General features: G+C 73.0%; 11 protein-coding genes. 8 read left to right on the top strand and 3 right to left on the bottom strand.

Annotated features, from left to right (window positions below; all coding sequences use genetic code 11):
* Positions 1-123 precede the first annotated feature (123 nt).
* The 5 genes from JT723_RS13255 to JT723_RS13235 all read left to right on the top strand — a co-directional run bounded on the left by JT723_RS13255 (position 124) and on the right by JT723_RS13235 (position 4636).
* On the top strand, positions 124-603 hold the full coding sequence (locus JT723_RS13255) for a DUF1453 family protein (protein WP_205044764.1): 480 nt from the start codon (positions 124-126) through the stop codon (positions 601-603).
* Complete coding sequence (locus JT723_RS13250; RefSeq protein WP_205044763.1) at positions 600-1754, top strand: histidine kinase; 1155 nt, start codon at positions 600-602, stop codon at positions 1752-1754. Before JT723_RS13255 ends, JT723_RS13250 begins: the two co-directional genes overlap by 4 nt.
* The gene (locus tag JT723_RS13245; RefSeq protein ID WP_205044762.1) at positions 1751-2407 is read left to right on the top strand and encodes a response regulator transcription factor; all 657 of its coding nucleotides are present in this window, start codon (positions 1751-1753) and stop codon (positions 2405-2407) included. Before JT723_RS13250 ends, JT723_RS13245 begins: the two co-directional genes overlap by 4 nt.
* 94 nt (positions 2408-2501) lie before the next feature.
* Positions 2502-2975 (top strand): DUF485 domain-containing protein, encoded by a 474-nt coding sequence (locus JT723_RS13240; RefSeq protein ID WP_205044761.1) that lies wholly within the window; start codon positions 2502-2504, stop codon positions 2973-2975.
* Positions 2972-4636: a monocarboxylic acid transporter gene (locus JT723_RS13235; protein ID WP_240165532.1), complete on the top strand. Its 1665-nt coding sequence runs from the start codon at positions 2972-2974 to the stop codon at positions 4634-4636. The genes JT723_RS13240 and JT723_RS13235 overlap by 4 nt, the downstream gene beginning before the upstream one ends.
* 28 nt (positions 4637-4664) lie before the next feature.
* Here the strand turns inward: JT723_RS13235 and JT723_RS13230 are convergent, their stop codons facing one another.
* On the bottom strand, positions 4665-5372 hold the full coding sequence (locus JT723_RS13230; RefSeq protein WP_205044760.1) for a response regulator: 708 nt from the start codon (positions 5370-5372) through the stop codon (positions 4665-4667).
* A complete protein-coding gene (locus JT723_RS13225; RefSeq protein WP_205044873.1) occupies positions 5369-6991 on the bottom strand; it encodes a sensor histidine kinase in 1623 nt (540 codons plus the stop codon). Before JT723_RS13225 ends, JT723_RS13230 begins: the two co-directional genes overlap by 4 nt.
* Before the next feature lie 220 nt (positions 6992-7211).
* Here JT723_RS13225 and JT723_RS13220 point away from each other — a divergent pair, with 220 nt between their 5' ends.
* From JT723_RS13220 to JT723_RS13210, 3 genes are all read left to right on the top strand, one after another.
* A complete protein-coding gene (locus tag JT723_RS13220) occupies positions 7212-8027 on the top strand; it encodes an ABC transporter ATP-binding protein (protein ID WP_205044759.1) in 816 nt (271 codons plus the stop codon).
* On the top strand, positions 8017-8883 hold the full coding sequence (locus JT723_RS13215; RefSeq protein ID WP_205044758.1) for an ABC transporter permease: 867 nt from the start codon (positions 8017-8019) through the stop codon (positions 8881-8883). The genes JT723_RS13220 and JT723_RS13215 overlap by 11 nt, the downstream gene beginning before the upstream one ends.
* Before the next feature lie 89 nt (positions 8884-8972).
* Entirely contained in the window at positions 8973-10070 is a 1098-nt protein-coding gene (locus tag JT723_RS13210) for an ABC transporter substrate-binding protein (protein ID WP_205044757.1), read from the top strand.
* Here the strand turns inward: JT723_RS13210 and JT723_RS13205 are convergent.
* Positions 10054-10974 (bottom strand): ferredoxin family protein, encoded by a 921-nt coding sequence (locus JT723_RS13205; protein ID WP_205044756.1) that lies wholly within the window; start codon positions 10972-10974, stop codon positions 10054-10056. The genes JT723_RS13210 and JT723_RS13205 overlap by 17 nt on opposite strands.
* Positions 10975-11089: the final 115 nt, after the last annotated feature.

Genomic DNA, 11089 nt, shown 5'->3' with positions numbered 1-11089 from the left:
ACCCGGGGGTGGAGACGGCATTTCAACCCCAGGCTTGATCCGCTGACCAGCGGCTTTCCGTAGATTCGAAGACGTCGGCAGTCCGCCGGCACCCGTCGAAGCACCCTACGGAGGCGTCCCGTCATGTCCGGTCTGGTCAATGCCCTGGTGATCCTCGCGGTCGTCGGGCTGGTGATCGCCCGCCAGCTGCGTCCGCGCCCGGTCGCGGCCGGCGGCCGGTGGTGGCTGATTCCGGCTGTCCTCGCGGTGCTCGCGATACGGGACGGGGGACTGGTCGACTCCTCGCACGAGGCAGTGTCCGTCGCACTGCTCAGCGGTGAGCTGCTGATAGGCGCGGGCATGGGCGTGGTGTGGGCGCTGACCACCCGGATGTGGACCGCGCAGGACGGCGGGGTGTGGGCGCAGGGGACGAAGGCGACCGTCACCGTGTGGGCGCTGGGCATAGCCCTGCGCGTGGGGCTGTACGCCGCGGCCGCCGCCGCGGGGGTGCACCAGGCGACCGGGTCCGTGCTGCTGGCCGTCGCCGTCACGCTGCTCATACGTGCCGGGGTGCTGCTGTACCGGGCTCAGGGCCTGCTGTCGTCGTACCGTACGGTCGCATGAGCATGTGGACGACCTGGCCGTCACGGGAGGCGCTCGACCGCGAGGGCAGGTCGGCGGGCCGGCAGGTGGTCGGCCGCGGGATCCGGGCGATCCTGCTGGGCGTCGCGGTGTGGGCCATCACCACCAGGACCCACCTGCCCGGCTGGCAGACCGCCCTGGCACTGATCGGGCTGGTGGCCGCCGCGGGTGCGGTGTGGCTCTTCTTCCGGCTGACCCTGCGGCATCTGCTGTGGCCCTCGCTCGCGGTGGTGCTGGCCCTGCTGGGCGGCGCCGTCGCCTGCCAGGCGCTGGGGGCGACCGTCGCGGCGTCCGTGCTGATGTGCGGCTCCGCGATGATCTCGATCCAGCGGCTGCCGCTCGCGGCCGGGGCGCCGCTGGCGGGGGCGGCGCTGCTGGACTTCGCGCTGATGGGCCGCGGTGACGGCTGGCTGGTGTCGCTGCTGACCGTGCTGGGGCTGTGCCTGCTGGGGTACACGGCACGGCTGGACGCCGAGGCGCGCGGCAACACGCAGCGGCTGCTGGTGCAGGAGCGGGCGGCGCGTGCGGCGGAGGCGGAGACGGCGGCGCTCGCCGAGCGGGCGAGGATCGCACGGGAGATCCACGACGTGCTGGCGCACAGCCTGTCGGCGCAGACGGTCCACCTGGAGGCGACCAGGCTGCTGATCGAGCGGGGCGCCGACCGCGACCTGGTGCTGGAGCGGGTCGTGGCGGCCCGGCGGATGGCGCGCGAGGGGCTGGCCGAGACGCGGCAGGCGCTGTCGGCGCTGCGCGGGGACATGTCGCCGGTGGAGGAGTTCCTGCGGGAGCTGGTGTCGTCCGAGGGCGCGCGGTTGGAGGTGAGAGGGAAGCCGCGCGGGCTGCCGGCGGAGGCGGGGCTCGCGGTGCGGCGGGTGGCACAGGAGGCTATGACCAATGTCAGGAAGCACGCGCCGGGGGCGCGCGTCGAACTTCGGCTGGAGTACCGGCCGGCCGAGGTGGAGCTGGAGTTCCGGGACTTCGGAGGTCAGGGGGCTGTGGACAACTCTTTGGGGGAGTCGGGATCCGGATACGGTCTGTTGGGGATGCGGGAGCGCGCCGAACTGCTGGGCGGTGCGCTGGACGCCGGGCCGGTGGAGGAGGGTTTCGTGGTGCGCCTGCGGGTGCCCGCATGACGCGGGTGGTGGTGGCGGACGACCAGACGGTCGTGCGCGAAGGGATCGTGATGCTGCTGGGACTTCTGCCCGGCATCGAGGTGGTCGGGGCGGCGGGAGACGGGGAGGAGGCCGTCCGGCTGGTCGCCGAGCACCGGCCGGAGGTGGTGCTGATGGACCTGCGGATGCCGCGCTGCGACGGGGTGGAGGCGACCCGCAGGATCCGGGCGGAGTATCCGGCGACGCAGGTGGTGGTGCTGACCACCTACGCCGACGACGACTCCCTCTTCCCCGCGCTGCGGGCGGGGGCGCGGGGCTATCTGACCAAGGACGCCGGCGGGGACGAGATCGCCCGGGTGATCGCGGACGTCACGCAGGGGAAGGCGGGGCTTTCGCCTGCGGTGCAGAGCCGGGTGCTGGAGGTGCTCGCCGAGCAGGGGCCGGGCGGCCACCGGCCGCGCGAGGGGCGGGGCGAGCTGCCGGACGGGCTGACGGTGCGGGAGGCGGAGGTGCTGGCGCTGGTGGCGGCGGGGCTGTCCAACACCGAGATCGCCGGGCGGCTGCAGGTGAGCATGGCCACGGTGAAGACCCACATCAACAATCTCTTCGCCAAGACCGGGGTGCGCGACCGCGCCCAGGCGGTCGGATACGCCTACCGGAACGGCATCACCTGATGGGGTGAAGGTTTCGGGTTGTTGGACCTGGATCTTCCCGCTCTGTCCATGATTGGGCGCACGGCGCATCCGGCCGTGGAACGAGGAGAGTTCGGTGGACAAGGACGACGGCGGCGACCCCTTGGCGCTGCGGGTGGACGACCCGTGGCGGGACGCGGGTGGAGCGGGGCTGTGGGTACCCGAGCAGGAGGTGCCCGCCGTGCCGCCGGCGGGGGCGGCGCAGGCGGGGGCGGCCGGCGAGCGGGGGTCGGTCTTCCTGGAGGTACAGGACAGCGCGGCCTTCCAGGAGGTGCGGGGGCGGTATCGCGGGTTCGTCTTCCCCGCGGCGGCGGCCTTCGTGGCCTGGTATCTGCTCTATGTCGTGCTGGCCACCACCGCACCGGGGCTGATGGGGCGTCAGGTAGCGGGGGAGGTGAATGTCGCGATGGCCGCGGGGCTGGCGCAGTTCGCCACCACCTTCCTCCTGACCTGGGCGTATGTCAGACATGCGCGGCTGCGCAGGGACCGGGCGGCGCTGGATCTGCGCTGGACGCTGGCGACCAGGACCGGACAGGAGAGGGTGCGTTGAGCGGCACGCAGGCGGCGGCCGGCCGGTATCTGGCGGACTCCGCGGGGGAGCACCAGGGGCTGGCGGTGGTGCTGTTCACAGTGTTCGTGTCCGTGACGCTGGCGATCACCGCGTGGGCGGGGCGGCGACGCAGCTCGTCCGAGGAGTTCTTCGCGGGCGGGCGGATGTTCTCCCCGATGGAGAACGGCTTCGCGATCGCCGGCGACTACATGTCGGCGGCGTCCTTCCTCGGCATCTCCGGGCTGATCGCGCTGTTCGGCTACGACGGGCTGCTGTACTCGGTGGGATTCCTGGTGGCCTGGCTGGTGGTGCTCATGCTGGTCGCGGAACTGGTGCGCAACTGCGGGCGGTACACGCTGGCCGACGTGCTCTCCGCGCGGATGCGGCAGCGACCGGTGCGGGTCGCGGCCGGGACCTCCTCCGTCGTGGTCTCGGTGCTCTACCTCGTGGCGCAGATGGTGGGCGCGGGCAGCCTGGTCGGCCTGCTGATCGGCGGTCAGGGGACGGCGGCCAGGACCTGGGCGGTGATCGGGGTCGGGGCGCTGATGGTGTTCTACGTGTCCTTCGGCGGGATGCGGGCCACCACCTGGATCCAGATCGTCAAGACCGTGCTGCTGATCAGCGGCACGGTGATGCTCACCGTGATGGTGCTGGTGCGCTTCCACGGCAATGTGGACGGCCTGCTGCACGCGGCCGCGGCCGGCAGCGGGCACGGGGACGCCTTCCTGGCACCGGGGCTGAAGTACGGCGGGAGCTGGTCGTCGCGGCTGGACTTCATCAGCCTGGGACTTGCGCTGGTGCTGGGCACGGCGGGGCTGCCGCACATCCTGTCGCGCTTCTACACCGTGCCCACCGCACGCTCCGCGCGCCGGTCGGTGGTGTGGGCGATCGGGCTGATCGGCGCCTTCTACCTGATGACGATCGTGCTGGGCTTCGGTGCCGCGGCGGTCGTCGGATCCGACACCGTGCGGTCGTCCAACGCGGCGGGCAACACCGCGGTGCCACTGCTGGCCGAGGCGCTGGGCGGCGGGTCGGGGTCGACCTGGGGCACGGTGCTGTTCGCCGTCGTCGGTGCGGTGGCCTTCGCCACCATCCTGGCCGTGGTCGCCGGTATCACCCTGGCCTCGTCCGCCTCCGTGGCCCACGACCTCTACACCGCGCTGCGCCGGCCGGCCGCGCGGCACGGGCGGCGGGACCCGGCCGCCGACGCGATGGAGCAGGACGAGGTGCGGGTGGCGCGCTTCGCGGCGGTCGGCATCGGGGCGGTCGCCATCGCCCTGAGCCTGCTGGCCCAGGACCAGAACATCGCCTTCCTGGTGGGCCTGGCCTTCGCGGTGGCGGCGTCCGCGAACCTGCCGGCGCTGCTGTACTCGCTGTTCTGGCGGCGTTTCACCACCCGCGGTTCGGTGTGGGCGATCTACGGCGGCCTGGTGCCCGCGCTGGTGCTCGTCGTGCTGTCGCCGGTGGTGTCGGGGCGGCCGGACGCGCTCTTCCCCGGCGTCGACTTCCACCTCTTCCCGCTGGAGAACCCCGGCCTGGTCTCCATCCCGCTGGGCTTCCTCGCGGGCTGGATCGGCACGGTGCTCTCGCCCGAGCCGGCCGACCCCGGGCGCTACGCCGAGACGGAGGTGCGCTCGCTGACCGGCGCAGGGGCGGTGTAGGACCCCGGGGGAGCGGGCGCGGCCGAGGTCAGTCGGCCGGTGCCTGGCCCGCCCAGGCGTAGCGGTGCTCGGGGCGGCCGGTGTCGCCGTACTTCAAGGTCAGCCGCAGCCGGCCGGCCTGCTCCAGGTGCTTGAGGTAGCGCTGCGCCGTGGACCGGCTCAGCCCCGCGCGCTCGGCCACCTCGTGGGCCGACAGCGGGTGCGGCGCCGCACGCAGCACCCGGCGGATCAGGTCGGCGGTCGGCGCCGAGTGGCCCTTGGGCAGCGTGGCCGGGGCCACGGCCCCGGTGCGCAGCGCGCCGAAGATCCGGTCGACCTGCTCCTGGCCCGCCTCGCCCCCGCCGCCCCCGACCACCCCGTCCAGGGTGCGGCGCAGCGCGGCGTAACCGTCGAGCTTGGCCCGCAGCCCCGCGAAGCCGAACGGCTTGACCAGGTACTGCAGCACGCCGAAGCGCATAGCGGCCTGCACCGTCGCCACGTCCCTGGCCGCCGTCACCATGATCACGTCGGCGTGGTGCCCCAGCTGCCGCATCCGCCGCACCAGGGTCAGCCCGGTCTCGTCGGGCAGGTAGTGGTCGAGCAGCACCAGGTCGATGCGGTGGCGCTCCAGGGTGGCCAGCGCCTGCGCCGCGGTGTGCGCGCGGGCCGCCACCCGGAAGCCGGGGACCTTGCCCACGTAGGCCGAGTTGATCTCCGCGACCCGGAAGTCGTCGTCCACGACCAGTACGTCGATCATCGGGCACCTCCGGTCAGAGCAGGGGCGGCGGCGCCGCGTTCCGCCAGGTCATGGTCGGCGAGTGCTTCGGGCAGGACGACGGTGAAGACGGCGCCGCCGCCGGCCCGGGCGGCCACCCGGGCGGTGCCGCCGTAGCGTTCCGCGAGCCGGCGCACCAGGGCGAGGCCCAGGCCCCGCCCGCGGTGGGACGGCGACTGCTTGGTGGTCCAGCCCTCGTCGAAGATCTTCCCGCGCAGCTCCGGCGGCACCCCCGGCCCGTCGTCACCCACCCGCAGCAGCACCGTGTCGCGCTCGGGGCGTAGCTCCACCTCGACCTCGCCCGAAGCGGCGTCCAGCGCGTTGTCGACCAGGTTGCCCAGCACCGTCACCAGGTCGCGCGGGTCGACCACCCGGTCGGGCAGCAGCGTGCCCGGCACGATCCGCAGGGTCACCCCGTGCTCCGCGGCGATGGCGGCCTTGCCCACCAGCAGCGCCGCCACCAGCGGGTCGTGCACCCGGTCCGAGACCTCCTCCGCCGACGCCCGGTGCGTGTCGGCGACCTCGGCGACGAAGTCCACCGCGGCCTCGTGCAGGCCCAGTTCCAGCAGCCCGAGCAGGGTGTGCAGCCGGTTGGCGTGCTCGTGGTCCTGGGCGCGCAGCGCGTCGAGCAGGCCGTGCGTGGAGTCCAGTTCGCGGCCCAGCAGTTCGAGTTCCGTGCGGTCCCGCAGGGTGACCACCGCGCCACCGCCCTCGGTCGGCATCCGGTTGGCGACCAGCACCCGCCCGCCGCTGACGGTCAGCAGGTCCTTGCCCTCGGCCCGCCCGGCCAGCACGTCCGTGGTCCGGCCCGGCGGCAGCGCCTCGTCCAGCGGGAGTCCCGCGGCGTCGCCGTCGAGCCCGAGCAGCCGCTGCGCCTCGTCGTTGAGCAGCCGGATCCTGCCGTGCGGGTCGAGCGCCACCACGCCTTCGCGGATGCCGTGCAGCATCGCCTCCCGCTCGTCGAGCAGCGCGGAGATGTCGGCGAAGGCCAGCCCGTGGGTGGCCCGCTGCAGCCGCCGGGCCGCCCACAGCGCCGCCAGCACTCCCACGGCGAGCGCGGCACCTGCGTACCGCAGCAGCGGCACCACGGCCAGCAGCCGGGCGCGCAGCCCGGTGTAGGCGAAGCCGACCGAGACGGCGCCGACGATCTTCCCGTGCGCGTCCCGCAGCGGCACCTTGCCCCGCGCGCTGCGGCCGAGCGTGCCGCTGTCGATCTGCATGATGTCGTGGCCGCCGAGCGCGACGCTCGGGTCGGTCGAGACGTGCTCGCCGATGCGCGCGGTGTCGGTGTGCGACCAGCGGGTGCCGTGGGTGTCCATCACCACGATGTAGCTGGCGTCGGTGGCGGTCCTGATGCGTTCCGCCTCCGCCTGGACCGGGCCGTCCGGGGTCGGCAGGCTGGTCAGCAGCGACTGGGCGACCTGCGGTTCTGCCGCCACCGTCTGCGCGATGGCCAGTGCCCTGTGCATCGCCTGCTCATCCAGCTGGTGGCTGAGCGGCGCCAGGAAGAGCCCGATGGCCAGGGCCGTCACCCCGCCGGTGATCAGCACCTGTATCAGCAGCACCTGCGCCGAGACACGGCGCGGCCATCCGATCCGCATCATCAGCTCCTCCGGCTTCGCATCCCCCGCACTGCCGGCGTCCGCCGACCTCGCTGTCGTCAAGGCAACGTAAACGCTGTGCGCCGCGATGGGCAGACTCCGTTTCGCTTTCGTTGCCCAGGGCTGCGCAAAACGAGCAGAAGGCCTGCTTGTGCGCACAAGCACGCCTTGCGCTCACAAGGCTGTCGGGCGGCGGCGGGCGCTCGTAGCGTCCCCGGCCATGACCCACGACACGAGCCCCGCCATCGAGCTGCGGGGGGCGGGCAAGGCGTTCAGGACACCGTCCGGCGCCCTGCACACCGCCGTAAGGGAACTGGACCTGACCGTGGAACGCGGCGAGTTCGTCGCGGTCGTCGGCCCCACCGGCTGCGGCAAGTCCACCACGCTGACCCTGGTCAGCGGCCTCGAAGAGCCCACGGAGGGCGAGGTACTGGTCGGCGGCGAGCCGGTGCGCGGCATCGGCCGCGACGTCGGCTTCGTCTTCCAGCAGGACGCCGTCTTCCCCTGGCGGACCGTGCTGTCCAACGTCATGGCCGGGCCGCGCTTCCGCGGCGCGGCCAAGGCGGAGGCGCGCGAGCGGGCCAGGGACTGGCTGGCCCGGGTGGGCCTGTCGGCCTTCGAGGACCGCTACCCGCACCAGCTCTCCGGCGGCCAGCGCAAGCGCGTCGCGCTCGCGGCCACCTTCGTCAACGACCCGTCGATCCTGCTGATGGACGAGCCCTTCTCGGCGCTGGACGTGCAGACCAGGGCGCTGATGTCGGACCAGCTGCTCGAACTGTGGGCGGGCACCGGCTCCTCGGTGGTCTTCGTCACGCACGACCTGGAGGAGTCCATCGCGCTGGCCGACAAGGTCGTGGTGATGACCGCGGGCCCGGCCACCGTCAAGGAGGTCTTCACGATCGACCTGCCCCGCCCCCGCAAGGTCGAGGAGGTCCGCCTCGAACCCCGCTTCGTCGAGATCTACCGGGAGATCTGGTCCTCGCTCGGCGAAGAGGTCCGCATCACCCGTGAAAGGGGCGCCGTCCATGCCGCCTGAGTCCGCCGCACTGGCCCGTCCCGTGTCCAAGCCCGCCGACCGCACGGCGGCCCGCGCCCGCGCCGTACGCAACCGAACCCTGCTGGTCCAGGGCTGCCGGCTGCTGGTGCTCGCCGCGGTGCTCGGCCTGTGGGAGTGGTTCGCCCGCACCGGGGTCATCGACCCGTTCAACTTCTCCATGCCCAGCCGGATCTGGGACCAGATCTGGACCTGGACCGCGCACGGCACCGCCCAGGGGTCGCTGGGAGCGCAGATCTGGGCGACGCTCTACGAGGCCCTCTACGGCTGGGCGATCGGCGTGGCAGCCGGTGTGCTGCTGGGCATCGCGCTGGGCCGGGTGCGCTTCCTGGCCGACGTCTTCGGCCCCTACGTCAAGGTCCTCAACGCCATGCCGCGGATCGTGCTGGCGCCGATCTTCCTCATCTGGTTCGGCCTCGGCCCGGCCTCCAAGATCGCCTCGGCGGTCGTGCTGGTCTTCTTCCCGGTCTTCTTCAACGCCTTCCAGGGCGCCCGCGAGGTCGACCGCAACCTGGTCGCCAACGCCCGCATCCTGGGCGCGAGCGACCGCAGGGTCACCTTCCAGGTGGTCATTCCCTCGGCCACCTCGTGGATCTTCACCAGCCTGCACATCAGCTTCGGCTTCGCCCTGATCGGCGCGATCGTCGGCGAGTACATCGGCGCGACCGAGGGCATCGGCCTGCTCGTCGCCAACTCGCAGGGCACCCTCAACTCCGCCGGCGTCTACGCGGCCATGGTGATCCTCGCCGTCGTGGCCCTGGCCGCCGAGGGACTTCTCACCCTCGTGGAGAAGCGGCTCTTCCGCTGGAAGCCGGTCCAGCCGGGCGCCGAGCGCTGACCCGGAGCGCCGGCCCGAAACGCGGCCCCGAAGCCCCGCCGTACATCCCCGCCCCCGCATCCCTTCCGAACGCTCACAAGGACGTGACCATGCGCAAGAACATCCGCCTCGCCGCGCTCACCCTCGCCGGGACACTGGCCCTGACCACCCTCACCGCCTGCGCCAACGACGCGGCCTCCTCCGCCGGTTCGGGTTCCGGCTCCGACGCGGGGGCCGGCTCGGACGGCGGCGCCGCCTCCGCCGCGGACCCCGGCAAGACCACCAAGGTCAAGATCATGGTCGGCGGCCTGGACAAGGTCATCTACATGCCGGCGATGCTCTCCCAGAGACTGGGCTACTTCAAGGCCGAGGGCCTGGACGTCACGCTGCTCACCGAGCCGGCGGGCGTGGACGCCACCACCGCCCTGGTCGCGGGCCAGGTGCAGGGCGCCGTCGGCTTCTACGACCACACCCTTGACCTGCAGACCAAGGGCAAGAGCGTCGAGTCGGTCGTGCAGTTCTCGCAGGCGCCCGGCGAGGTCGAGGTGGTCTCCACCAAGGCGGCCGGCGACATCGCCTCGGCGAAGGACTTCAAGGGCAAGCACCTCGGCATCACCGGCCTCGGCTCCTCCACCGACTTCCTCACCAAATACCTGGCCGTGCACAACGGCCTCAAGGTCAGCGACATCACCCCGGTCGCGGTCGGCGCCGGCGCGACCTTCATCGCCGCGCTCCAGCACGGCTCGATCCAGGCCGGCATGACCACCGACCCGACGGTGGCGCAGATCCTGACCAAGGGCGCGGGCAAGGTGCTCTACGACATGCGGACGCCCGACGGCTCGCGGCTGGCGCTGGGCGGGCTCTACCCCTCTTCCAGCCTGTACATGAACACCGACTGGGTGAACGGCCACAAGGAGACCGTCCAGAAGCTGGCCAACGCCTTCGTCAAGACCCTCAGGTGGATGTCCACCCACACCCCGCAGGAGATCGCCGCGCAGATGCCCGCCGACTATGCGCAGGGCGGGGCGCAGCTCTACGCCGACTCGATCAAGGCGACGCTGCCGATGTTCACCACCGACGGGGTGATGCCGGCCGACGGCCCGGCGACGGTGGAGCGGGTGCTGAAGGCCTTCAACCCCAACCTGCAGAAGGCCACCGTCGACCTGTCCAAGACCTACACCACGGAGTTCGTCAAGAACGTCCACTGACCGCGGTGACCCCGGCCGCCCTCAGCCCGGCCGGGGTGCCCAGCGGGCTGCCGCAGCTCTCCGGGCGCGGCGGCTGGGCCGCGGTCCGCTCGACGGCGACCTCCCAGGCCCGGCCGTCGGTGTGCGCGACCAGCACCGACCAGGTGCCGTCCTCGTGCCCCGCGACCGTACGCCGTACCGTCAGCGCGCCCTCCAGGTCGACCCCTGCGTGGGCGCGTACGGCCAGGTCGGCGGCCTGTCCCGGGCGGTCCCAGGCGGACCGGCCGCGGCAGCCGTCCAGGACGACCCGGCCGGTGCGCGCCGCCTCCAGCACCTCCTTGGCCAGCCGGCCGTCCACCCGGCCGTAGGCGTAGCCGTAGGGCAGCACCAGCATGGTGGGCGAGAAGCGGTGGCCGCCCAGGTGGGTGACCTCCCAGGCGTCGGCGCCGCCCGACGCGGCCAACTCGGCGGCCAGCGGGCGCCCGTGGACCGCGCAGCAGCGGTCCCGCCTGCCGTTGGTGCACACCAGCGCCAGCGGCGGCCCCACGTGGGCGGTGCCGAAACCGTCGTGCGAACCGGCGCCCAGTGCCGCGAAGTCCAGCCCGGTCAGCTCCGCGGGGTCGGCGAGGACGTCGGTGCGGATCCAGGCGTCGCCCGGTGCGGTGTGCGCGAGGTAGACCCGGTGGCTGGCGGGGCGGTGCAGGTCGGCGTGCCGCCCGGGCCTGCGGATCAGGGCGACCCGCACACCGGTGCCGTCTGCGGCCTCGTCCAGTGCGCGGCCCACCGCCGGGTCGAGCCGGCTGCCGGTCAGCGCCTGGCGCCCCCACGGCCCCGGCTGCTCGACCAGCAGCCACGTCCTCGCGGTGGAGGCGGTGGCGCCCAGCGGCTCGCCCAGCTCCGCCGACGCCGTCGTACACGTACTCACAAAGGTGAGCCTAACCGCCCCGGGGCACCCGCCGGGACGGGCACCTGCCGGTGCCGGGTGCAAAGGCCGGTGCGCAAGCGGGTGTACGACCGCGTGGCGGCCGCACACCCGTCGT

It is taken from the genome of Actinacidiphila bryophytorum, assembly GCF_016916835.1.
Classification (GTDB): Bacteria; Actinomycetota; Actinomycetes; order Streptomycetales; family Streptomycetaceae; genus Actinacidiphila; species Actinacidiphila bryophytorum.
The sequence above is the reverse complement of the archived record's forward strand: the minus strand, read 5'-3'. Positions and strand labels throughout refer to the sequence as shown.

Bases quoted from the DNA above. Each gene is read 5' to 3' on its own strand.
- JT723_RS13255 (WP_205044764.1), top strand. From the start codon at position 124: ATGTCCGGTCTGGTCAATGCCCTGGTGATCCTCGCGGTCGTCGGGCTG.
- JT723_RS13250 (WP_205044763.1), top strand. From the start codon at position 600: ATGAGCATGTGGACGACCTGGCCGTCACGGGAGGCGCTCGACCGCGAG.
- JT723_RS13245 (WP_205044762.1), top strand. From the start codon at position 1,751: ATGACGCGGGTGGTGGTGGCGGACGACCAGACGGTCGTGCGCGAAGGG.
- JT723_RS13230 (WP_205044760.1), bottom strand. From the start codon at position 5,372: ATGATCGACGTACTGGTCGTGGACGACGACTTCCGGGTCGCGGAGATC.
- JT723_RS13225 (WP_205044873.1), bottom strand. From the start codon at position 6,991: ATGCGGATCGGATGGCCGCGCCGTGTCTCGGCGCAGGTGCTGCTGATA.
- JT723_RS13220 (WP_205044759.1), top strand. From the start codon at position 7,212: ATGACCCACGACACGAGCCCCGCCATCGAGCTGCGGGGGGCGGGCAAG.
- JT723_RS13215 (WP_205044758.1), top strand. From the start codon at position 8,017: ATGCCGCCTGAGTCCGCCGCACTGGCCCGTCCCGTGTCCAAGCCCGCC.
- JT723_RS13210 (WP_205044757.1), top strand. From the start codon at position 8,973: ATGCGCAAGAACATCCGCCTCGCCGCGCTCACCCTCGCCGGGACACTG.